Consider the following 23,926-nt stretch of genomic DNA (forward strand, 5'->3'; position numbering starts at 1 on the left):
AAGGGGGATTTGATTATGTATATGTGGAGTATCGTTACGATAGGATTAGGTTTTATTTTCTTAGGTATCAATATTTACTTTTTACTTCAAGATTATAAATGGGTTATAACAAATAATGGGAAATTTAAATATTTAGGTTATAATTGGCTTTTGATTATTTTAAGCTTAATTTTATTTATTTTAGGAATAAGTTCTATTTTCATGATTAATAATCAATTACAGTGAACATAAGAAATTAAATTAAGGCTTTTTATCGTGGAAATATCCAGATAGGAAGTCTTATTTTTATAGTTATAGTACTTTTTTATCTTATCTTATATTTATTTAGATTATATATAAGTTTTTATTAAAATAGTTGAAATTGAGATAAATAATTTAAGTAATAGATTTCTTTTTTTTGTTTGAAATAAAAAAAAAATAATTTTTCTATAGTCTGATTGTTTGTTATCTTCAAAACTACATGGGGGGATATTACAAATGATGAAACTTATTTATGAAAAGTCTTCATTTTATAAAACAGAAATTATAAGGCTAGTTGTTGAAAGAGGTGGCAGGATGACTAAAAATAGAATTATTGAAGAGTTAAGTATCTCTAATGCTACAGCCAATAAATATTTACATGAGTTAAGTAACGAATTGTCGGATAATGCATTGATCATTACAGATAATATTATCATTTTTAACGTAAAGAAATGTTCACTTTATGATGTTCAAAAATACTATTTTTCACAAGGAGTAGTAAAAGATGTGTTGACTTACTGTTTTTTTTATTCTAACGTTACTTTTGAACGTTTGGCTGGAGAACTCTATATTAGTCATTCGAAGTTGTTTAACATTCTTAAATTTATGGACAAAGAATTGAAACACATAGGTGTGTCTATTCGTAGAAGACCATATATTAAATTAGAAGGTAATTTTGAGTCAATTATGGTTATCTATAATTTATACTTACAAACAGAAAAATCGCCATTCGAAAAGTCTTTTTCTAAATTAAATGTTACTAATTTAAGAAATACAGTAATCAATTTTTTAGATTCTTATGATTTTAAAATTGAACATTTTGTTGTAGAAGAACTATGCTTATGGGTATTAACTGTAAGTGATCGTTTTTATTTAGAAAAAATCTGTTTTACGGAGAAGAAACTAGCATATGATAAATTTATCAACTTAAATAGTCCTCTACTTAATCGAATTAAAGAATATTTTTCTCCACTTAGCGAAAAATATTTTGATCGAAATGGTTGCTTATTGATTCTTATTTTTTTGATATTTAATATGACAAGTCTTCATTTTGCAAATGCTGAAGTTGAAAAGAAATTTTTTGCAAATGAACTGATTGAAGATTATCAATATCAATCCTTTATTTTGTCCATACTTATGAAAGAACCTTACAATATTTCTTCTAGTTCTCTTGAAGTACTATCTGTAAAGATTGAAGGGAGTATCCATTTCTCTAGTCTTTTATATCCATATTATTACTTTTCTAGATCGATATTAACCCCTAAATTAAATCGATCTGATTATTTAAAAAAAATAAAAAAAGCGTTAAAACAAGATTTTAAAGACTTATTTAATACGAATAATTTACAAAAAGAATGGATTTATGAATTATTAGCATATGTCGCTCTTTCTTTTCAAAAATCATACGTGGAAAATACCAATATAAATATTGGGGTTTATTCAATTAGAGGGGGAATATTCGAGTCACAATATTGCTGTGAAATAAAAAAAGCAATTAATATTGTACCTTATTATGAATTACAAGGTAAAAAAGCAGATATATTAATAGTCGACGATATTGAATTGTTAAATAATACTACTAGTTATGAAAAATATCTAATTGTAGGAGATGCGAGATACAAAAATGATAAGGAAAAATTTCTTCTTTTCCCATAAATGAACGATCAGTTAATATATTAAAAAATGTATTCTATTATTAATTTATTAAAGTACATGAATGATGTAAACATACTATAATAAAGTAAAGGTAGTTATATAAATTTACTATCTTGAGTGCTCTTTAATTATTATCTCTCTGTTTTATTCTATTCTATACGGTTTATAGTATAGTAGAAAGCGTATAAAATGAGATTTACTCGTTTTATACGCTTTTTTAAAGAAAAAATCTAAGGGAAAATTTTCTAACTATTAAATAATGAATAATTTTATAATTTTGTAAGTTAGTAAGATTTACTAGTTTTGATGTCTATTTAAGCTTTATGATATGTGGCTTCCTTACTTGATTTGAAATACCATAAGTCCGGTTACTAACATTAATTGAAGACTTTGCTAAATTATTTTTTTTAATAAATAAAAAAATAAAAGTTATCTAAAATGTATAGTTACTATAATATAAAAGAGAAATTATGATATCCATTGTCACATAAATATATATTGAAAGGAGCTTTCATATGCAAAAAACGAGGTTAAAACGACATTTAAATAAGTTGGTAGTAGCAACCTTACCGTGTATTTTTAGTTTGACTTCATTGCCTGCATGGGCTGATACCTCTCAATCTACTGCAGTTACTGTCACGTTTATTCGGCATATCACGTCAGAAAGTTTACCTGGACGGGAGGATGTACAGCAACAGCAACAGGACAATTTAGCAATTTCCTATGTTAATCCTAAAAAACAGGTTGTTGAAAATCGATTACCTCAAACTGGGAGTACTAGGAATTATCTAGTAATTGGAATCGGGACTAGCCTGATAACTTTGGCCTTTACAGGTATATTCAAAAATAGAAAAGAGGAAAACATAGAATGAATAGAACAAGATTTAAATTTATTTGTTCATGTTTAGTAGGAACTGTATTAGTTGTTAATATTTCTTCTTTTTCTCTCTTATTTGTTTCTGCTGATGAACAAACAGATGGAATCTGAACGTTCAGATTCTTCTACAGTAGAATCTAGTTCTGTACATTCTGAAGAAAGTAATATTCACAACGATAAAAGTTCAGACAACAACCAGACTTCATCTTTTGAAATAAAAGAAAAGGCAAAAAATTCATTTCCTGAAGCTTTATCTCAAGGTCGGAAAGAACAGATTAATCAGTCTTACTAAGCTGAAAATTCAAGTAGTAATGTTTTAGTAGATGGTACATGGATGAGTCCGCAACAAGGAGATGTATGGTTACAAAATTTTGATTATGGGGTGGATAACAATATAGGAGGCGTTTCCTATATTCGTCTTTTAAAATACAAAGGAACTAGTCCAAATGTAGTTATTCCTGGAATAATAAATACTACTCATGGTGGTATACGTAGAATTAGTGTTAACAATTTAAATGCTAATAATACTACTAACTACCTATTTAGAGATCGATTACAAACTCTATAGAGCGTGAAATTTTTAGAAGGTAATTGGAATGGACAAAATTATAAAGTAGGAATCCATACAGGTGTTGGTGCTGCTCTGGCGTTTAGAGGAGCAAGTAATTTGAAAAATATTTCTTTGGCTGGACTTGATTTTTCGCCGACAAATTTCCCAGATCCAAATTCTAATGGTTATAAGAAAACAATAACAGATACTTCTTATATGTTTCAAAATTGCCCTAAGTTAACTAGTATACAATTTCCCAATATGTCTACTAATGTTTCAAACGCTAATTATATGTTTATGAGTTGTACATCCCTTAACAACAATGGTTTAATTAATATTGAAAAATTTTTTAGCTCAAGTTTAATAACAACTCAAGGCATGTTTTATAATTGTAAGTCGTTGACAACTGTTCCGGATATTGTTACTAGCAATGTAACTAATATGCTGGATATGTTTTCTGATTGCTCTTCTTTAAATAATTTTGATAGTACTAAAATGAAAAATTTTTCTACATCTAGTGCTACTAATATGCAAGGAATGTTTAGGAATTCTCCAAATGTACAAATTTTTGATGCATCTAATTTGAGAGTAATGGCTGCGACAAATATGAATAGTATGTTTTCATGTTCTAAAACAGCCTCTCTTTTGATAGTCGCACCAGACAATTCAGGTTCTTCATTATATAACTATAATGATCAAGCAATACAAGGGAATAGAACACCTTATCCATTCCCTGAACTAAACGCTGATGGTGGAACCTTTGAAGGAAATGTCTCTCAAAGAAATTATTTTAATAGATGTACGTATTATCAAAAAGACATGCAAATGAGCAATATTAATTCTTTTTTAAACAATAATATACCTACTAAAACAGGTACGATCTTTGTTCGCTGGGAACCTAGTATCAACGTAAATTCTTTATTAGACGCTGCAAGAAATAAGTTAGTATATAAAGCGATTTGGAAAATTAATCCTAATATATCTCCTGATAATCAAAAAGTAAATAGTAAGGGCGTATTAGGGTTCTCATATGTACCTACTGAATTTTATATTGCTAATGCTGTTTTAAACAATAATGAGCAACAGTCATTTCCATTCCAGAAAATAGATTCTTTAGACGTCGGTGTGCGTGATCAAACTAATACAAATACATCTTGGAGAGTATGTGCACAACTAAAATGGGGCTCTGCTAATATTCCAAGTGGCGCATATATTCAAATAGGAAAGCAAGCTAAAGTTACTCAGAACACAAATAATGGCTCTACTTATAATCCAAGTACTAACTTAGTAGCAGTTTCTAATCCTGTAGGAATTCCGAATGCAATAATTACTACTTCGTCTACAATTATAATGTCAAACAATGGAACAACGACACTAAATGGTGTTTATGATTTAGATTTAGGAAATATCTCTCTTGTTTTACCAGAACCTCAAAAAGTATCAGTTGGTTCTTATACAGCCACGGTAACTTGGAGTTTAGTTACTGCACCATAATTTTTGTATTTATAATATTAATAATATTTATTAAATCTATGTGTAAATAGAAATGAATATAGTGCCTAACTGATTTTACATTTATTTTATGTATTTTTGGTTTTTTTTGCGTGTACTAAGTAGCTTTAGCGATAAAAATTTAGCGTATACTAGATGGCATTGTGAGTATTGTATAGTTTCTAGCTTGAATTATCATTCAGATATTAAGGAAGTTTTGTGGAAAATGAAAGAAGCTGTACTTATTGAATTTTATGCAATCTTAATTCATGAAAAAACATGATAATTTGAAATATAAGTATGAAAATAAATGTTTTTGGTTCTCAAAATACTATATAAGTACAGTTGGATTAAATCAAAAAACATTTGAAAACAGAAAGCAGACAATCGAATTGGAGGTAGTATGAACAATAGCTAATTAAATAATTAAAATAAATCGAGTAGTGAGCTGACGTAGAAAGTTAAAAAGTTAACAGCCTTTAGAAATAGAATTTTTGAATAAAAAAATTTTATTTTTTAACGATTTCAAACGATATTTTTAATCAACAGTTATGCTGTTTTATTTGTTTATTATTTTAGTTATAGATATAGCTGTCGATTGGTATTTTTAGCTCCTCAAAGCTGTTATAAATTTTTTTGTGGAAAATTTCTTGTTTTAATAAACTGAAAAAATTCTCTATAAGATAATCAAAGTAAAAGCTGGTCACTTGTTTTATCTATCAAAGCATATGAAATGTTTTTTAGGCAAATTTTATTTTTTGTTACTCTTATGCTTTATCTTATTAGGGGCGATTGAGAAAGGGCAATAATTTTTCAAATTTTTTAATTACTTTTCTTTTTTAGCGTATCATATCAATTTAGTAAGTTGTGTAAAATATATTATAGTTGTTAAAAAAAAAATTATACAATAATGAAATTATTTTATAATCTATTATCATAAAATAAACTTAAAGGAAGGAAAATAAAAATGGATGAAAAAATAGAAAATAATAAAATAAAAAAAATAAAAAAACAATTTTTGACTACTTCGGTTGCTAGCATGATGTTGTTTTCTGGTGTGACTGGAACCGGAACAGCATTAAGTTATGCTGCTGAAAGAGACACTACTAGTCAAAAACATAAGGAATCTGCTTTAACATCTTACACATATGATAGTGTTAATAATGAAATAAATAATTTATATGATGGCCATGGTTTATTAAAAAGTTACGTTACTCAAGATACACTTGATGCTATTCAGAAAAAGATTTATTCATTAAATGGACAAAGCGTAACTTTACAAAATAAATTAAACAGTGTTCAAAAATTATTGCAAGAATTGCAAATTAAAACAACGAGTGGACAAATTGTCGCACAATTAGATGTAACACCTGCTGAAGGGAATTCTATTAACGCCTTTATTAAAACATTTGCAGCAACAATTAATAGTACTAATTCTCCAATTGGTAGTATTGAAGTTAGTCGTATTGTTAATGGTCAAGAAAAAATTCTATTTCAAAAAGATTATGTTTCAGGGACATATACCTCTACTAATGAAAAAATTCCTGTAGATATTAAAATAGGAGACAAAATAACAATAACTACGCATGATATTCCATTGACAGTAAACAAAATGATTAATTTACCAAATAAACTAAGCAGTCGATATACTTTTAAAGTTGATGAAAACAAACAATTAGTTCCTACTTATTCTGATTATGATATTGTAAAAAAAACAGTAGACAGTTTTTTTAATGGAGATTCTCCTAGACCGTTTGTAGCGCAATCTCAAATTTCTATTGCAAGAAAAAATGTAGAATCTCTACCAAATAGTTCGGAAAAAGAAAATTTATTAGCTAAAATTCAAAGACTGCAAGAAGTTAATGGGCAAGATGCACAACTAGTGGAAATTACAGGATTGATGAACAACTTGTTTGATGGTAAAGTACCTAGACAGGGAAATACACAAAATGAAATTACCGAAGCAAAAAGAAAAATTGAAAAACTACCTGATAACCAAGAAAAGGTAAACTTACTAAGTAGAATAGATTATGCACAACGTGTTTTTGATGAAAATTCTGCTGTTCAAGCAGTCAATAATCTATTTAACGGGGATACTCCTAAAGACAGTAACACTCAAGAACAAATAAATGAAGCTAGTAAAAAAGTTGAATTGCTTTCAAATAGTGCACAAAAAACAGATTTATTAAATAAAATAAAAAAAGCTCAAACAGAATTAGATAAATTAAACAAAAAGAAAGAAGCTGTTCAAGCTGTAGATAACTTGTTTAGTGGAGATACTCCAAAAACAAATAATACAGCAGATATGTTTAATAATGCTGTTAATTTAGTAAGTACTCTTTCTGAAGAAGATGCTAAACCATTAAAAGTTAAACTGTCTAAAGCTTTTCTTGAGTTATCTACTTATAAACAGGTGATTAACACAACGCCTTATCCATCAAATAACGAAAAAGCTGGTATTATGATGGGGCAAGGGCACGATAGACAAGACCTAGGGATTCAAATCCAAAAAGATGCAACGATTACAATTAGGCAAATAAATCCCAAATTCCATGGTAATTTAAAATTAAGACTATTAACAAATGATTCTCGTACAGAATCCTCTATTGATTTTTCTCAAACAAATGTTACTTTGAAAGCAATAGATCTAGCTACTCCTTTTATTGATACACCATACAATCAAGAGAACGGTGAAAAACCAACGATTGAATTTTCAGTAAATGGTCAAAAATTACTGTTACCAAAATTTAATAAGCAAACTTCTATGGATGATTTTATAAATACTTGGAATCAAACAAATGGGTATGCTTTAATTCAAGGTGATAGATTTCAAACATTCTTACCTAACTTGAATAAAAATGCAGCATTAAGTATGGATTTAAATAAATTAATTGATCTCTACGACAATGATATTATTGGATTTTATAATGAACTGATTGGATTATCTGATAATGACAAAAATCCTTTGAACTGTTCTTCGAATAGGAGATATTTTTATAAAGCTGATAAACATGGAGCAGGTGCTTTGTACTATGGAGGATCATGGGCAGCTCAAACTAGTGACTCAGCTTCGGCTTGGTTATCTGATGGATGGGGTGCACTTCACGAAACCGGACATGGTTATCAAGGAAAGTTCATGAGTCGTGGAATGAATACTGGTGAAGTTTGGAATAACATATATGGAGTTATCTATCAATACAAAAAACTCGGAAAACAAAAAGCAGATGAACAAGGATGGTTATATGGTGGTCATAAAAATGCTTTTGAGCAAACTATGATAAACATTATAAATGGAAATAATCCACAATACCAAACACTAGATGTAAGAAAACAACTATTTATTTTATCTCTTATGATAGATAAAGCAGGTGATGAAGGATTAAAAAACTTTTATATAAAATATCGAAAGTTAGCTAATCAGCCAGGCTTCAATGCTGATAACCACCCTCTTCCAAATTTATTAGTTTCTAACCTAGGTGAAATTAACAAATTTGATTTCTCCGCTATTTTATCATCTTGGGGACTAAATGTATCAAATGATATTAAAAATCAAGCAAAAAATAACGGTTTTGTTCCAGTTGCACATTTGGCACAAGTAGTACCCGAGAATAAGCTTACTGAAGCAGTATCAAAACTAACTAAAAATAATCGTTTAAGTTCTGCTTTATCTTTAGTTACAAATGAAGAATTAAAACCATTGAACCTAACAAGCAACGTTACATTGAAGTTTAAAGATGGTAACTTGTTCGAAGGCATGAAATTGCGTATTTTAGATGGAAATAAACTTTATAAAGAAATTACTTTAGGTAGCGATCCAGTTACGATCAACAACATGCCAAATGGTGTATACTCTCTTGAATTGGGAACAGACACTGGTTATATCCAAAAACCATATCTTTTTGTGAAAGACAATGGTACAGTAACTATTTCACTAAATAACTATCTCAAAGAAGCCACAGAAGCTGTTGACCACTTATTCCAAGACAATGATCATTCGAAAATCAAGACAAATCTGATGCAAAAAGATATTGATCAAGCCAAGAAAAAAGTAACGGCTTTACCAAACAGTAGCCAAAAAGATAACTTATTGACACGATTAAATAATGCTTTTGATCAATTGCAAGAGTTTACTTTCAAAGGATTAGGAAACTTCCATTTTGCTTCCTTTGACGTAGCAAATGGCGTAGCAACCGTACGTACAATAGCTGGTACTCCGCATAGTTACTTCCATGATCGTTATGCAAGTATCACTATTTCACGTAATAATGAAACGATTTATCAAAAAGAATACATTGGTGATCGTCATTATGATGATAGCACGGATACGATCAATTTGAATGAGGGCGACATAGTTACTGTGACACACCGAGAAGCAAATGATATTCGCTTAACAGTTAACCACAACACTTTAAAAAATAATACAAGCGGAACATATGAGTATATCGTCAAAAATGGGCAATTAATGATTAACTATGTAGGAATAGCAACTGCTGCTGTTAATTCATTATTCCAAAACCAAGATCAAATAAAGCCAACGATTATGCAAAAAGACATTGATGATGCAAAAATAAAAGTAAATGACGTTCCGGATAGTCAAGAAAAACAACGATTATTAGATAAAGTGGATAAAGCTTACAATTCTTTACAAGAAATCACTTTTAAAGGGTACTGTAATAACACTTTTGCTACTTTAGATGTGGCTGACAGTGTAGCAACTGTGAGAACGAATGCCGTAACACCACACACATACTTCACAAATGTATATGCAAGTATATCAATAAGTAGGGATGGTAAAGATATTTATAAGCAAGATTATGTAGGAAATAAAAAATATTCAGCTAAAGTAGAGACAATAAACCTTCAAGAAGGGGATATCGTTACTATTACACACAAAGAAGCCAATGATACTCGATTAGTAGTTAACCATCGAGATTTAAAAAATAATACATCAGGTACTTATAGATACATGGTGACAAATGGAAAATTAATTTTAACTAAATAATTCTTTTATCTATTCAAGATAAAATTTCTTGGTTTTTCATTACTATTAATCTACTGTACTAACTATATCGTGTATAAATTAATTAACTGCTAAATATAACCTTTTTGTCAACGGACTAATAAGGGGTATCTATAAACATCAAAGTTAGTATGATTTGCTAGCTTTGATGTTTTTTATACGTCTCTAATTAAGGGATTGATTAGAAAAATTTTCATTTAAGTATTGATGAAATTGCAAAAGATATAAGCCATTTTTTGTGATATATATGTAATGATTCTTTAGTATTGCATTATAATACTTGTTTTATGCTAGCTGAATCCCTGTTTTGTTTTTTGAGAACGGTTTCCGAGGTTGTAATGATAAGATATTTTGATTTCATAAGAGAATGAGAGTGGATGATCAACTATTTCACTTTCTGTTAAATATAACCATTGAAAATTTTGATATTGATTGAATGTAGTGTAATCTAATATGTCTTCTGTTTTTAGAAGTAATTTATGTAAAAATTTTTATTGTCATTGTGTATTATCTTTTTTATTCAGTTGTTTCATCACGTATTTTTGAGCAATGTCGGAAAACTTGTTCAGTTGTTATAAAATATGGAAGTGATCAGTGATGGTTTTTACATAAAAAATATGGATCTGCTATAAAGTTCTATAATTTATAGATTATAAATATAGTGAAATAATGTCGTATTAATTATGATAGCTCACTATATTATGAATTTCACTAGCTATAATAGGGGACTAGGGATCTTTTGTCATATCAACAGAAAATCCGTCTAATATTATTAAGTGAGATTAGTTAACAACGTAAAAAGAGGAAACGTCGAAACGTTTCCTCAAGGTAACTTTATTAAAACAGTACTATTTGATAATGAGCCAGTGATTTAGATTAGATTTTCAAGTGTATGCATTTCCCCCCATACTAAATATTGAAGAGTCAGAATATTTAATATATTAAGATTCGTTACAATGCAAAGCGTATACTGAAAAATTTTATTGATGATGTATTCTTTTTTGTGATAATTGAATATTTAGGATAAATTTGTTCACTTACATATAAATAATGTTTTGAGATTACCGTTAGAGTCTCTATAGTAATTAATTGTTATAGTTTTTTGTCGGGATAAAAAAGCTCTGCATAAAGCATACTCTGATTCTCCTGTTTTCTTTCCCAAATTGTTGGTCACAGTGCCTAAAGGTCTTTTTATTGTTTTTTCGATTAATTCATAAGTAATTATTTCATTTTGTTCCATCAAATTAGTTATTATGGAAAATAAGAAACAACTATTTTTTTCTTCATACATAATCTTTACCTTCTTATATACATAAAAAATGTTATTTTTTTAATAAGATAACCAATTCTCTAAAATACAGTGAGATATAAGCTAACTAATTTTCTATGGTTTACTGGAATGAATTAGTTTATAACATGAGTATAAATTGAGAAATAATGGAACTTTACGATTATATATTAAATATTTGGAACTCCAGGATGGTTTATATTTTTCTTTATAATTTCGTAATCCACGAAAAGAATATAAATAATTAGTGTTAGAATATATGCTTGTTATAACAGTATTTTTTAGATTTATATTATTTTCATGTGAATTAGAGAAAGGAGCCATTCCTATATTAAATATTAGGTATCCTTCATCTTTAGCCCACAAGATTGTTTTTAAATAGAGTGCATCCATGGCAGCAAGATTGTATGAATTGTCCCATCTGATTAGGTCAATTGAAATTGTTTCATCATTATATGTTGGCATAATAGAAACAAAACCAATTATGTGATCTTGTTCGTCTTTTAAAATACCAATTGGAGCTTTATTTAAATAACTTTTTTCAAAATTACCAACTGAAAAAGACATTTCTTTTTTTGTATCAAGCCACTTATCAGATACTTCTTGTAGTTCTCGTAATAACTCTGTCGAATAAGGAGGATAAACAATTTGAAATTTATAATGGAATTTATCTAGTTGGTTTAAGGTAGCTCGAAATCCTCGTTTCTTTTTACCAGATAAAGAAAATGTAGTTAAATCAATTGTTCCTTCTTCTCCTAATTTAAATATTTTACAACCTAAATCGTTGAAGTATTCTAAATAGTTTGTAGAAGTTTGATAAAAAATTATTTCTTTCCCTTTTTGATTAGCGGCAAGAAGTAGTTTTTTTAGATATGGAAATATATTTTTTTTGTTACCTAAAGGATCTCCTAATACAAAAATAGTATGTGGTGTTTCCTGAAAAATAATTCCTACTTCATATTGATTATCGAAAGATACCTGATTATCTTCCAATAGAGCTAAATGAGCTAAATTATTTCCATCTATTTTAGAAAACACTTTTAAGGTTTCTTCTTTAGTTAAAATATTTAGGTCTAATGTAAGTTGAGAACGTAGACTTTGTCTATTTAAATATGAAAAAACTATACAAATAAGTAAAGCTATAAAAGTACATAAGATTTGATAATTTTGCATAAATTTCATGTTTACGATGATTGTGTCAAATATCAGATAATATATCATTATCCATGTCACTTTTTCCGTAATGCTCTTTTTTATAACAGTTACTTCAGTAATTTTTTTCAAAAATGCCCATGCAATCCATAAAAATAAGACTAAAATAATTCCCAGTAATAATCTATATTGATAGAAGAGATATACCTCACCTGCAGATAAGAAAAATAATTTTATACGAAGTAAATTATAAGTTTCTTTTGATCCTACAATAATACCCATACTATCTGTGAAAATTAGGGTACTACAACACAAAGTTAGCAATACTACGAAGTATAAATAGATGCTTTGTTCATTGCCAATAAGTAAGAGAAGAGAATCACTTATAAAGTAAAATGAAATAAATGAAAAGATAATAACAGTTAACGATCTTCCTAATTGTTTGATTTGCTGTTGTGTAATCGAAAATACTATTGTACCGATTTCTTTGGATAATATAGTTATTTGACTCTCTTTTGCAGTATTCAACAAAGTATGCTGTAATTCACTAACTGATAATACTAGGCCAATAGCAAATGGTACAAAATAATAAGAAATACGATATAAAACAAGTGCCGAAACAATTAAACTTTTTTCAATATTTAGCTCTTGTGTAACACCTAATAAAAAGATAAGATCAAAAGCACCTAATCCTCCAGGAACCATACTGATAATTCCGGCAATTGTCGCTATAATAAAAATACTTTCCATATCTATGAAACTTATGTTAATATTCATAAATTTCATAGCTGTGTACATAACAATTCCTGATGTTAGATAGTCAGTAGAAGATACTATAACCAATTTTAACCCTAACCATTTGGCATCAATAATTGGCGGTTTAATAGTAATATATATAAGATAAATAGGCAATAAAATAACTAATATAAACAAAAATATTTTAAGTGAAATGTTATTTTTTAATAGATTATCATTATTGAAAATATTGCATACTACTAGTAAAGACAGTAAACCTACTCCAGAGATTGTAGATATCATCAATAATGAGATTGCTTTTTTTAATTTACTTTTTTCATTGTTATTGATGTATAATTTATAAAAATTATATCGAATATTTGCTCCGATAATACCTCCAAATCCTAAGAGAACATTAAAAGAATTAGCTATCCAGCTAATTTTCATCAGTTTGGAGAGAGATAGATGAACAGTCTTAAATTCTTTTATGATTATGAAATCATACATACATAATATCAAGATACAAAAACAACCAATTAAAAATACTCCCGCAGTATGTGTTAAAGGTTTAGATCCTAAAATTTTGATTAATTCACGCCAATTTATAGAAGAAATTTCATTTCTCAACTTAAAAAATGTAAATAAAAAAATTGACGATGCAAATAAAAATTTAAAAATATTTGAATTGATAAACTTCATTATAAATTATTCTCCTTATTATCCATTGATTATTGGAAGAATTTGAAAAATTTATTAATCATGATACCGCTATATTAATTTAAATTATAGAAATAATTGAGCGTGACTTTCATAATAAAATAATCAATATGATTTTTCAAAACATTAATAGATTCTATAAAACTTCCTATATAGTTATAAAGAATATAGTCATACAGCCTGAAAGTTAAAATTTCAGTGAACTTTGCTAGGTGTATAAACAAATTTTATTAATAAATACTCAAATTAAATAAAAAAGTGTTGGTATTCGTAGATGGTAAACTGCAGAAACCATGAAAATTTTTATGGGTTTTAATGTGTTAACATGCAGGAAAACATTATAAGTGGTTAAATTCTTTGTTTGCTATTTAAGTTATTAAATAACCATAATAATAATAATATAAAATGGCGGTCAGCTATTTTTTTATATTATGTTTATCTTAAAAATTATAATTCAATAAAGAGATACTAGTTTTTATAGATAGCATGAACATATATGGAATTAAATATCTACGAACTAATTAAAGATCAATATTTCAAGGAGGTAAAAGAAATATTTGGTTAAGAAGGAAAGTTAGTTGCACTGATTTCATAAAAGAAATTAATCCTAGTAACTGGAATAGCGATAGACATGGATAAATCAATGGTGAAGTAGAAGAAGGAATACATGGAGTATTAGAGTTAGAATAAACAAAAAGATGAATATATGTATGAATTAGATGAAAAGTTTTAGATTTTCGATACAGCTCTTTTTTATTTGTTTTTTTATCAAATGATGTTGGTAAAGAGAAATCTTAGAATAACAAAGAAAATAGTACATGGATTATTTTTGATAAGCTTGCAAATTCAAAATATAAATTTGGCAATCGACACTTTTGGATAGGTTGTTTAAACATTCTAGTGGTCCGTTTGACTAAATGTAGTAGAAGGCATTTTGGATTTATGGCAGAAACTTTTTAAATGTATGCATAGGTTTCATGTAGTTGGCTGATTTCTCTGGTTAAACAGTCCGTGAATGCTCTATTTTATTTAATGCATAAAGAATACCTTGGTATAATTATAACTGATAACTCTTCTCTCAAGTTGGGACAAGTAGCTAACAGTCGATCGATAATCTCATTTTTAGTCAAATAATCTTTGAAATTAGCATGATAAACCTGTTTTTCATTGTTCAACTTTCCTTCTTCTGTTTGTAGCAATAATCAAGACTATATTGGCATTGAGAAGTATTTTTAAGCCATGCATTAGATTCCTTCACTCGGTGGTTAAAAAAAGTTCTTCCTATATGTTGGACAATATGGAAACGATCAATAAGCAACTGAGTATTTAGGAAAAGATTTTTTATCAATGAAACATACCTATCAATAATAATGAATTCAACGGATTTTCGATTCGCTATGGAAAGCCGAGAAAAATAGAGTTCTAAATAAGGTAATAGTCGATTTTCGACAATATCTAATATTTCATGCGTTTGTCCTTTCGTCATAATAAAAATTGTGACACTTAAACGTAGAATGGTTACTTAATGCATAATCCTAGAGGGGATTACACAAAGACAGTGTGAACATTCTTCTGGCGTGTACTAAGGTAAGAGACATCAAACATTCATTTAGATATTTAGAAAGATAAGCAAAAAAAGCAGAGGCTATACTTAATGATTTAGTTCCTACTGAAAGAGGACTAGTAAGTGTTCAAAATGTAATTCAACAAAAATAATTGATGAGATATTTCATAAGAGTGAAGTATATTAAAGTTCTGATTATTTTTAGTATTTACTAGATCAAGTAAAACCATTAAACCAGTATTTTGGAATGTAGAATGAAAAATATAGCCTATCATAAATCCTATTTTAAAATGCTTGAGTTCTATAAATAATCAAACGAATTTTTTATTTATATTTTGAATGAAAAAACAAAGTAAGAACATAGTCTAATTTATTTATAAAATATTAAATGTACAAAATAAATTAACAAAAAGGATGTGTACATTTTATGAAAAAAGGATTTGCAGTATTTTTAGGGATGGCTTTCATATGTTTATCACTTGTAGGGTGCAGTAGCAATTCTAAAGATAAAGATACTGAAATTAAGACAAATGTGACGGAAAGTGTGGAGTTTAGAGGTGGTGATGGTAAATCAACAAGCAAGAATACCAATGACTCAACCAAATCTTCAGCTTCTTCTACTAATGAAACAAAAAACAGTTCATCAAAATAGATAATTTTTTGTAAAAAATTAAAAGAAAACAAGGATTGTTATTAGTAATTAATGTTTGTAACAATCCTTGTTTTTTATTTTAAAATCATACTAATAAAATATTAAGGATAAAAATGTGAAATTGAGTAAAACTGAAAAAATATACTGTGTGTTAATTATACTTATAAGCATAATCTTGTTGGTTTCATTACCAACAATGTCTTTAGATAATTATAAAATAGAAATTGAACATAATACAAATATAATGAATAATATTAAAAAAAGAGAGAAGAGAATAAATCAAAAAAGATTAAAATATGAAAGTGAAACAAATGAAGGATATAAAGAAGAAACTTTATATTCTACTCATAAGAAAATAAAGCGAAACACAAAAAAATTATTTAATACGACCATAAATAAGTTCGTTCCAAATTCAATTTTAAATTTTTTTTATTACCTTATGAAATTTTTAAAAGAATCGTTATAAAAATTTAGTGTGTACTAATATGGTGGATAGATGTCAATAAAGTAGACATAAAAAGAGTAAATACTTAAAGATTTTCAAAATAAATGTATTAAATAAAGTAGTTAAGGTAGCCATTTGGTTTCTATTTTAAATCACTTTTAATGAGTAGTGAGTATTTTTATTATTTACTTTATCATATTTTAGTGAATATGTAACTAATGCTAAAATAAAATTTATATTCACTTAATTTTTTTACCCATATGAAATTTTTAGATGATTATATATGAAATTTTTATGATAATTTTTTACTATAAAATTTTATGTTTAGATATTTGAGTTATTATTCAAAAAAGGGGAATGTAATGAGTAGCAATAAAGAGAATAAAAAAGAAATTATGAAAAAAATTTCTATATTGACATTTGATGAGCATTGGATGAAAGACATAAATAAAGTTAAAGAAGTACAAAAGTTAAGTAAAATACTCATGACGAGGAAAGACAATATAGGGAATTGGAAAATATACCGAAATCGTATCATTTAATTTGAATTTATTTATGATAAGGAGAAAATAAATTAATGGAATGGTTAAATAATAATCAAATAGAGAAAAAAATACGTCAAGTAAGGAATGAAAATTTTGGAAATGAATGTAGCTGGATTGTAGATCAAAATATACAATATATATTAAGTAAAATATCTATACTAAGAGATAAAGGTAAGAATCTATTTATGAAAGAAAATCAAAATTTAATGATTATAATACCTAAATTACTAAAAATTGAAGCAAAAGTTTTAAATTTAGTAGAAATAGCATCATATGAAAAATTTCAAAGTGAAAGAGATGCCGAAAATTATTTGATCAGAGAATCAAAATTTTCTTATGTCGATTATCTTAGGGATATAGACTATGTAGCAGAAGAGTTTGAAGATATTAGTTTTTTAGCCAAATTTTGTGTCCAGGAAAAAAAGAGAAAAATATCCAGAGCATATTAAAAAATATAAAGATTGAAGAGCTTAACTGAATATATGACTATTCTCAACAAAAGCCTACTATATAGTAAATATGTAAGAATATATATATAAAGCATTGATGTTACATAGTTAACTAACAGTAAGGCAGTTACAAGTTACATGTATTTTTTATTAACAGCAATATTAATAGATTTTGGATATCCATATGTTTCAATTAATTTATATGATAAATTTAATTAAAAAAATATGTTGATAGCTAAGGTTGTAGACTATGGAAGTTTAGTTAGAACAACAATAATCATATGTATTATCATAGTTACTTTATTGTTGTGCTCTATTCTTTAATTATGAAGACGTCAAACGATATGTTTCATTTCATAAGGAGATTGCATTAGTATTATGCATATTTTTTATGATGTAAGTAAATGTTTTCTATTACCATTTGTGAATAGAAAGTTCACACAAATTTTTATAATTTATAGAAGAAACAAATGATGTCCGTTATTTTATTTTTAGTTTTCTGCAGTTTTTTTATAATATATATAAAATTCTCATGAAGTTGGATCAAGGGCTTAAAAAAGTTTTATTGATCTAATTTTTTTGTTTCACTCGCAAGGAATGCAAACAAAAATCGCGAAGTTTTATTTGTTGACGAATTAACTTTAATGATAAAAGTTTAGTATATACTAGATAAAGTATCATATAGTTTTTATCCTAAAGTATCTGCGAAAAGTGATTTGTGGAAAGTTATCGGATAGATATTAATAGAATTATGTGAAATGAAATATGTCAAAAACATTGAAGTTCACCTCATGCCTGACCATATCCATATGTTAGCGAGAATATCACCAAAAATCAGTGTTTCTAGTTTCATGTGATATTTAAAACACGAAGTGAACCCTTAACCTATGAAAAAAATACGAATTTGAAATGTAAATATGAGAATAAAAGTGTTTAGTCTAAATGGCACTATGTAAGTATGATTGGTTAAATTACAAGATAATTGATGTTCGAGAAATAAACAAACAAAGAGTACGTAGAACCATTTAAATAATTAAAAATAAATAAAACTGTGATCGGTTGGAGGTCATTTAAATATCCACTTATTTTCACTGGTGGATATTTACTCTTCTTTATTTTTGTTTTTTATCTATAGAATTGTTCAAAAAAGGTGTGCTCCGTTCCACTGGAAAACGACTTAAGTTTATTGAGAGTCAATAATCCTGTATTTAGCTTAAGAAAAAAGTGTTGTTGTTTGTTTATTTATTGAAGAACAAGTTACATATATAACTTGTACTTATAATGATTTTAAAGACACCAAGCCCCTAATTCTTAATCATGTTACATCTGCTTCAATTCAAACATTGCATAAAAGATTGGCTATCGTTACAGAATTAACTTTATATAAAGATATCCCAAAATCCAGAATAAAAAATTCTATATACAATATTATCAAAATAATCTTTACCGAAGCACTTATTAATAAAATGGGCTAATGTATACTAGAATATTTCTTTAAAAAAACGTATTTAAAAATCTAATTATTTACAGAGAACGGAGAAATTATGGATTTAAACTATGAATCGTTTAAAGAATAGTCATCTGAATTCGAGTTAATAAAGCACTTTTTAAGTGTATAGCCTCAAAAAGTCAATAACGGTTCTTTGTCAAATGATATTGGTAAAGAGAAATCTTAGAATAATTTGCAGAAAGAAGAAAAACTTCTTTCTGTTCTTTTTATTTGGTTAAAATAGTTTTACTGTGCCGAATCACAATCAGTCGTTTGAAATGATAAACATTTCGAAACCCATAAACATTGCGTTTTAATACTTTGATATGGTTGTTTAAACATTCTAGTGGTCCGTTTGAATAACTGTAGCAGAGGGCTTTTTGGATCTGTGGCAGAAACTATTTAAATGTTCGCAAAGTTGTCACATAAGTTTCAGGTAGCTGGCTGACTTCTCTGGATAAACAGTCCTCAAATAGTGAATGATTTACTTCTTGGTATAATTGATAGCCTTGTTGCAGGTTGGGACAGGTGACTAGCAGTCAATCGACAATCTTGCTTTCAGTTAAATAATCTTTAAAACTGGCACGCCAAACCCTTTTTTCGTCGTTCAACTTTCCCTCTTCTTTTTGTAGGAGTTTCCAATAACGTTTCATTTTTTTTCCAAGCCCATGTTGGGATTGAGAAGCACTTTTAAGTCTTGACTTGGTTTCCTTTACTCGGTGGTTTAAAAAAGTTCTTCCTATATGTTGGATAATGTGGATACTCTTCGGGCGTGTATTGAAGAGTATCTTTGTAAATCAAGCAAATTTGCCCTTTATATCTTTCTTTAGTTAAACAATTTTCCTCGAAATAGATAGTTAGGTCTAGAATATTTAGGGTATCTTTGATAAGCTGAATATAAGACATCTTGAATCCTCCTATGAATTGGTTTGTCAAATTAATTCTAAAGGATTTCAGGGTGTCTTTTCTATGCTTTTACATCATAAAAAAGATGTTGGTGAATTTCACCAACATCAAAAAGTATAGAGCCTCAATAACGAGTTTTTTTAATACGATATGATTCGTCATAAGAAAGATCTAGGTGGTTATAATAAATAATTTGAAATGGCTGTTTAGCAAAAAAAATTTTTTTAAAACCAATCAATATAGTTAAATCGGAAGTAGGAGAAGGAAGATTTCTTGCTGTTTTTTTAGTTAATTTGACAGGAGAATTAGAATCTATAATCAAATAATAATACTCAGATTCTTTAATTTTTTGTACCGTGAAGTTTTTATGATGATAAGCTAAAAAACTATGATAAATTACATCAAAGTTTTTACTTTGAGAATAATAATAGAAAATTACTCCAAAAAATACAGGAAAAACAAATAAAATAAAAATAGTTTTATCTAAAATAAAAAACAGAATGCATAAAGCTAGTAATATCCCCAAACAAATAGCTATTTGTTTTCGATAATAAGTGATGTATATATTTTTCATAGTTCTCTGATAATAATTGAAATCTTGTTCTACATTAAGAGACTGCATAGGATTGTTCCTCCAATTAATTGCTAATCTTAATTTTTACATTTCATTATAGTATATAATAAAAAAGATGTTCGTTTTTTTATTGACTGATTAAACAAATTATAAAAATATTTTATTTAATAGATTAAGTAGAATATTTTTTTATATAATCAGTAATATACAGCGGATCTAATTTAATAATAAATTAATTCGATTTTTTATTCCGAAAAGTGGATATCGATATTAACAAATATTTTTTTAGCGATGGCAATATATTTACTGCTTAAGAAGCTGAAAGCTGGCTTGAGGAGGACTTTTAGTTCTCTTTCAATATATGTCAAGAGAACGCTAAATAATGATCAACACCTTTTACTTATATCGACAAATGATCTGGAGCTTATAACAGTTATCTAATTTTTTAGTGGCCAATATTTCAAGAGTATAGGTGGCTTTTGACTAATAAAAAATCACTGAATCAACTAGGTTGTAATTGGCTATTCATCATAGCTAGTTTACTATTATTTATATTAGATATTAGGAATCAGCTCTCTTTTTATGATAAATAATTTAGTAGTCTTAAATTTATAAGTGATAGGAAGAAACTAAGATTTTTTATCTAGTAAGGGGAAAGATAGAAAGTCTTAGTTTTTTAAACGTTTAATAACGGAATATAAGAAAAACACTTTTTTTTTAGTGAAAAATAAAAAAAAAGTTTTATCGAAGGGCGTTATTTGATATCTTCAAAATTATATAGGGAGGGTAGAGATAAAAATGTTAAAGTAATCATCTTTTTATAAATCCCAAATTATACAATTGACGGCAGTGTCTGTTACTTCTATCAATTATATGGTTTCTAGTTTAGGTTCAAGTCTGGTAACCTTAGTTTTTATATGACTGGAAAAAAGAAAAGGAGAGAAAATAAATGAACAGAACGAAATATAAAGTGGTCTCTATTTTTTTAGTAAGTACGATGGTTGTTGCTACTATTTGTTCTTTTGCTACCTTTTATGCACATGCAGATGATGATCACACGAATGTATTGCAAGAACAAATCCAAAAAAGTAAGGAGCAAGTCAAAAAAGACGATGCTCTGAATATTGTTTCTAACTCGTCTCTTACTACTGACACACAGAAAATAACTAATTCAACCAATTATACAAGTACTAATGACGATCAGTTACAAAATGAACTCACCTCTTCATCAGAAGACACAACTGCAGAGAAAAGTAGTGCAGAATCAACTGAATCTTTACCTCAAGTTCGAAGAGAACGGATGAATCAGTCCTACTTAGCTAAAAATTCAAGTAGTAATGTTTTAGTAGATGGTACATGGATGAATGCACAACAAGGAGAAGTATGGTTAAATAATTTTGATTATTATTTAGATCGTAATGTGGGAGGCGTTTCCTATGTTCGTCTTTTAAGGTACAAAGGGAATAGTCCTTTAGTAGTTATTCCTGGAATAATAAATACTAGAGGAGGGATACGGAGAGTTAGTGTCAACAACTTAAATGCGAATAATACTAAGGATTACCTATTTAGAGATCGATTACAAACTATACAGAGCGTGAAATTTGTAGAAGGTAACTGGAATGGAACAAATTACAAAGTAGGGGTTCATACAGGTAGCGGTGCTGCTTTGGCATTTAGAGGAGCAAGTAATTTACAAACAGTTTCTTTGGTTGGGCTGGATTTTTCGCCGACAAATTCTCCAGATCTAAATTCTGGTGGTTATAAGCAAACAATAACAGATACTTCTTATATGTTTCAAAATTGCCCTAAATTAACTAGTATACAATTTCCTGATTTGTCTACTAAAGTTTCAAACGCTAATTATATGTTTCAAAATTGTACATCCGTAAATAATACAGGATTAGTGAATATTACTAATTTTTTTAGTACCAGTCTCAAATCTACAACTGGAATGTTTTATAATACAGCTTTGACTTCTGCACCTAATATTACGATGGAGAATGTAACAGATATGAGTTCTATGTTTCAAAATTGTAATAATTTGACTTCATTTGACGTGTCGAATTTATCTAATTTTAGAATATTGGGTGTAAAAACAATGAAAAATTTATTTAAAAATTGTCCAAAATTGAAATTGGTTAATTTTTCTAAAATAGTGTATGCAGGTGGGGGGACAATTGGCACAATTGATACGACAAATATGTTTTATACTTCCGTTGAGACACCTTTAATATTAGTAGTTCCAGAGTTCCCACCCTCTTTGAAGTTTAATAACTACAATTTTAATGGAGATAATCGAACGGTTAATCAATATCCGATGTTAAATGCCAATGGTGGAACTTTTTCATCTTCGAATAAGGAAACGTTAAGTTATTTTACCTCTTGTGCTGTAAATAGTACACAATTGGATATGAATATATTTAATAGTTGGTTAAATAAACAAGTTCCTAAAAAAACAGGAACGACTTTTCTTCGGTGGAATACGAATACAACGGCACAAACTGTTGTAGATTTAGTGAAACAACAAGCGATATATTCAGCAGAGTGGATTCAAATGCCTAAGACAGCAACTGATAATCGGGTGTTAAATACGCAGGAACCATTAGCTATTGCTTATCTACCTAATGTATTTACTACAGGAAATCAACCAATTCCTTTAAAAAATAGCGGACAACAAATGGTTCCGTTTGTAAAAAGTAGTACGCTTAATATTGGAATACGAGACCAAAGAAAATCAAATACTGCTTGGAATTTAACTGCTCAATTGGTCGGAAATCCTTCCAATTTTCCAGCAGAAGCCTATTTGCAAGTTGGCAACCAAGCAAGAGTGACGCTTAATATCAACAATGGAACTACTTATAATCCCAATTTAGACTTAAAACCGGTGAATAGTCCGGTAGAAAACTCAAATGCAAAGATTACTACTACTCCTACTACCATCATGTCTAAAAATAGTTCAACTGAGTTAAACGGTGTTTATGATTTGAATCTAGGAAACATATCACTTGTGTTACCAAATTCTCAAAATGTTGCGGTCGGTAATTATTCAACAACAGTTTCTTGGAATCTAGTTACTGCTCCTTAATGTATGAAATAAGATTGATTCTTTTTGCTGAAATGATAATTATCGATTGGATAAATATAGTTAGATTACTGCTATTAATAGTAATAAAAAATTTGAAAAGATATCAATTGAGTAACTTCACTCTAATTGAGGAAACGTATTTTGCATCAAAAAGAGAAGGAATCTTTTGAAATTTGATGAGAGAAATAAAAATTGTTTCGATGTTGATTGTCACCTAGATAGACATCCTTCAAGCATCGAGTGGCTCCGGTGATACTTGAACACCGTTTATTCGGTTTTACACTTACAAAATAGCTTGGGATAATTTTTATCCCAAGCTATTTATTCTCAAATTAATTTTAGTTAAGTAATTACTTTTTTAACTTATATTATATTGTGTGCATCAAGAGATAACAAATTCATTCATGATAAGAAATATTTAGTATCAATTGCTCCAACGATCCATAAATTAGTATCCAAATTGTCTTGATGATATAAACTACCATTGTACT

At 28.0% G+C, this 23,926-nt stretch carries 17 protein-coding genes and 3 pseudogenes; 14 read left to right on the top strand and 6 right to left on the bottom strand.

Annotated elements, in window-relative coordinates:
• The first annotated feature begins 15 nt into the window (after positions 1 to 15).
• The 7 genes and pseudogenes from IGJ11_RS13455 to IGJ11_RS13485 all read left to right on the top strand — a co-directional run.
• Positions 16 to 225, top strand: coding sequence for a hypothetical protein (locus tag IGJ11_RS13455; RefSeq protein ID WP_438772651.1), 210 nt, complete (start codon positions 16 to 18; stop codon positions 223 to 225).
• A 252-nt stretch (positions 226 to 477) separates the two neighbouring features.
• A complete protein-coding gene (locus tag IGJ11_RS13460) occupies positions 478 to 1,896 on the top strand; it encodes a helix-turn-helix domain-containing protein (RefSeq protein ID WP_438772652.1) in 1,419 nt (472 codons plus the stop codon).
• Between the two features lie 515 nt (positions 1,897 to 2,411).
• Positions 2,412 to 2,768 carry an LPXTG cell wall anchor domain-containing protein gene (locus IGJ11_RS13465; protein WP_438772653.1) on the top strand — a complete coding sequence of 119 codons (357 nt, stop codon included), beginning with the start codon at positions 2,412 to 2,414 and terminating at the stop codon, positions 2,766 to 2,768.
• A 105-nt stretch (positions 2,769 to 2,873) separates the two neighbouring features.
• Positions 2,874 to 3,065 carry a hypothetical protein gene (locus tag IGJ11_RS13470; RefSeq protein WP_438772655.1) on the top strand — a complete coding sequence of 64 codons (192 nt, stop codon included), beginning with the start codon at positions 2,874 to 2,876 and terminating at the stop codon, positions 3,063 to 3,065.
• Positions 3,066 to 3,107: 42 nt separating this feature from the next.
• A complete protein-coding gene (locus tag IGJ11_RS13475; RefSeq protein ID WP_438772657.1) occupies positions 3,108 to 3,341 on the top strand; it encodes a hypothetical protein in 234 nt (77 codons plus the stop codon).
• 3 nt (positions 3,342 to 3,344) lie between these two features.
• On the top strand, positions 3,345 to 4,817 hold the full coding sequence (locus tag IGJ11_RS13480) for a BspA family leucine-rich repeat surface protein (RefSeq protein ID WP_438772659.1): 1,473 nt from the start codon (positions 3,345 to 3,347) through the stop codon (positions 4,815 to 4,817).
• A gap of 259 nt (positions 4,818 to 5,076) precedes the next feature.
• Positions 5,077 to 5,221, top strand: a pseudogene (locus IGJ11_RS13485) (IS200/IS605 family transposase); the annotation flags it as partial.
• Between the two features lie 171 nt (positions 5,222 to 5,392).
• On the opposite strand, the pseudogene IGJ11_RS13490 reads toward IGJ11_RS13485, so the two are convergent.
• Positions 5,393 to 5,497 (bottom strand): annotated as a pseudogene (locus tag IGJ11_RS13490) (IS3 family transposase); the annotation flags it as partial.
• A 284-nt stretch (positions 5,498 to 5,781) separates the two neighbouring features.
• Here IGJ11_RS13490 and IGJ11_RS13495 point away from each other — a divergent pair.
• Entirely contained in the window at positions 5,782 to 9,816 is a 4,035-nt protein-coding gene (locus tag IGJ11_RS13495) for a toxin Cry1Ac domain D-VI-related protein (RefSeq protein WP_438772661.1), read from the top strand.
• 1,051 nt (positions 9,817 to 10,867) lie between these two features.
• Here the strand turns inward: IGJ11_RS13495 and IGJ11_RS13500 are convergent.
• The 3 genes from IGJ11_RS13500 to IGJ11_RS13510 all read right to left on the bottom strand — a co-directional run bounded on the left by IGJ11_RS13500 (position 10,868) and on the right by IGJ11_RS13510 (position 15,212).
• Positions 10,868 to 11,125 (bottom strand): hypothetical protein, encoded by a 258-nt coding sequence (locus tag IGJ11_RS13500; protein ID WP_438772663.1) that lies wholly within the window; start codon positions 11,123 to 11,125, stop codon positions 10,868 to 10,870.
• 93 nt (positions 11,126 to 11,218) lie between these two features.
• Positions 11,219 to 13,708: a phosphatidylglycerol lysyltransferase domain-containing protein gene (locus IGJ11_RS13505; protein ID WP_438772665.1), complete on the bottom strand. Its 2,490-nt coding sequence runs from the start codon at positions 13,706 to 13,708 to the stop codon at positions 11,219 to 11,221.
• Positions 13,709 to 14,897: 1,189 nt separating this feature from the next.
• Complete coding sequence (locus tag IGJ11_RS13510) at positions 14,898 to 15,212, bottom strand: transposase (RefSeq protein WP_438772667.1); 315 nt, start codon at positions 15,210 to 15,212, stop codon at positions 14,898 to 14,900.
• Positions 15,213 to 15,717: 505 nt separating this feature from the next.
• Here IGJ11_RS13510 and IGJ11_RS13515 point away from each other — a divergent pair.
• The 5 genes from IGJ11_RS13515 to IGJ11_RS13535 all read left to right on the top strand — a co-directional run bounded on the left by IGJ11_RS13515 (position 15,718) and on the right by IGJ11_RS13535 (position 18,238).
• Positions 15,718 to 15,942, top strand: coding sequence for a hypothetical protein (locus IGJ11_RS13515; RefSeq protein WP_438772668.1), 225 nt, complete (start codon positions 15,718 to 15,720; stop codon positions 15,940 to 15,942).
• A gap of 196 nt (positions 15,943 to 16,138) precedes the next feature.
• Positions 16,139 to 16,408: a hypothetical protein gene (locus IGJ11_RS13520; RefSeq protein ID WP_438772670.1), complete on the top strand. Its 270-nt coding sequence runs from the start codon at positions 16,139 to 16,141 to the stop codon at positions 16,406 to 16,408.
• Between the two features lie 341 nt (positions 16,409 to 16,749).
• Entirely contained in the window at positions 16,750 to 16,929 is a 180-nt protein-coding gene (locus IGJ11_RS13525) for a hypothetical protein (RefSeq protein WP_438772671.1), read from the top strand.
• Between the two features lie 35 nt (positions 16,930 to 16,964).
• Complete coding sequence (locus IGJ11_RS13530; RefSeq protein WP_438772673.1) at positions 16,965 to 17,381, top strand: hypothetical protein; 417 nt, start codon at positions 16,965 to 16,967, stop codon at positions 17,379 to 17,381.
• Between the two features lie 791 nt (positions 17,382 to 18,172).
• Entirely contained in the window at positions 18,173 to 18,238 is a 66-nt protein-coding gene (locus tag IGJ11_RS13535; protein WP_438772714.1) for a transposase, read from the top strand.
• A gap of 859 nt (positions 18,239 to 19,097) precedes the next feature.
• On the opposite strand, the pseudogene IGJ11_RS13540 reads toward IGJ11_RS13535, so the two are convergent.
• Together IGJ11_RS13540 and IGJ11_RS13545 are read right to left on the bottom strand one after the other, a co-directional pair.
• Positions 19,098 to 19,628: pseudogene (locus IGJ11_RS13540) on the bottom strand (transposase); the annotation flags it as partial.
• A gap of 272 nt (positions 19,629 to 19,900) precedes the next feature.
• Positions 19,901 to 20,398: a hypothetical protein gene (locus IGJ11_RS13545; protein ID WP_438772675.1), complete on the bottom strand. Its 498-nt coding sequence runs from the start codon at positions 20,396 to 20,398 to the stop codon at positions 19,901 to 19,903.
• A gap of 901 nt (positions 20,399 to 21,299) precedes the next feature.
• Between IGJ11_RS13545 and IGJ11_RS13550 the strand changes: the two genes are divergently transcribed.
• The gene (locus IGJ11_RS13550) at positions 21,300 to 23,435 is read left to right on the top strand and encodes a BspA family leucine-rich repeat surface protein (protein WP_438772676.1); all 2,136 of its coding nucleotides are present in this window, start codon (positions 21,300 to 21,302) and stop codon (positions 23,433 to 23,435) included.
• Positions 23,436 to 23,926: the final 491 nt, after the last annotated feature.

The organism is Enterococcus sp. DIV0691 (assembly GCF_051711145.1).
GTDB lineage: Bacteria > Bacillota > Bacilli > Lactobacillales > Enterococcaceae > Enterococcus_B > Enterococcus_B hirae.

What these genes read in the sequence shown, in the direction of transcription:
- IGJ11_RS13455 (WP_438772651.1), top strand. Translation starts at nt 16, where the DNA reads ATGTATATGTGGAGTATCGTTACGATAGGATTAGGTTTTATTTTCTTA.
- IGJ11_RS13520 (WP_438772670.1), top strand. Translation starts at nt 16,139, where the DNA reads ATGTCTTTAGATAATTATAAAATAGAAATTGAACATAATACAAATATA.
- IGJ11_RS13460 (WP_438772652.1), top strand. Translation starts at nt 478, where the DNA reads ATGATGAAACTTATTTATGAAAAGTCTTCATTTTATAAAACAGAAATT.
- IGJ11_RS13545 (WP_438772675.1), bottom strand. Translation starts at nt 20,398, where the DNA reads ATGCAGTCTCTTAATGTAGAACAAGATTTCAATTATTATCAGAGAACT.
- IGJ11_RS13475 (WP_438772657.1), top strand. Translation starts at nt 3,108, where the DNA reads ATGAGTCCGCAACAAGGAGATGTATGGTTACAAAATTTTGATTATGGG.
- IGJ11_RS13505 (WP_438772665.1), bottom strand. Translation starts at nt 13,708, where the DNA reads ATGAAGTTTATCAATTCAAATATTTTTAAATTTTTATTTGCATCGTCA.
- IGJ11_RS13495 (WP_438772661.1), top strand. Translation starts at nt 5,782, where the DNA reads ATGGATGAAAAAATAGAAAATAATAAAATAAAAAAAATAAAAAAACAA.
- IGJ11_RS13500 (WP_438772663.1), bottom strand. Translation starts at nt 11,125, where the DNA reads ATGTATGAAGAAAAAAATAGTTGTTTCTTATTTTCCATAATAACTAAT.
- IGJ11_RS13550 (WP_438772676.1), top strand. Translation starts at nt 21,300, where the DNA reads ATGAACAGAACGAAATATAAAGTGGTCTCTATTTTTTTAGTAAGTACG.
- IGJ11_RS13525 (WP_438772671.1), top strand. Translation starts at nt 16,750, where the DNA reads ATGAGTAGCAATAAAGAGAATAAAAAAGAAATTATGAAAAAAATTTCT.
- IGJ11_RS13530 (WP_438772673.1), top strand. Translation starts at nt 16,965, where the DNA reads ATGGAATGGTTAAATAATAATCAAATAGAGAAAAAAATACGTCAAGTA.
- IGJ11_RS13515 (WP_438772668.1), top strand. Translation starts at nt 15,718, where the DNA reads ATGAAAAAAGGATTTGCAGTATTTTTAGGGATGGCTTTCATATGTTTA.
- IGJ11_RS13510 (WP_438772667.1), bottom strand. Translation starts at nt 15,212, where the DNA reads ATGACGAAAGGACAAACGCATGAAATATTAGATATTGTCGAAAATCGA.
- IGJ11_RS13465 (WP_438772653.1), top strand. Translation starts at nt 2,412, where the DNA reads ATGCAAAAAACGAGGTTAAAACGACATTTAAATAAGTTGGTAGTAGCA.
- IGJ11_RS13470 (WP_438772655.1), top strand. Translation starts at nt 2,874, where the DNA reads ATGGAATCTGAACGTTCAGATTCTTCTACAGTAGAATCTAGTTCTGTA.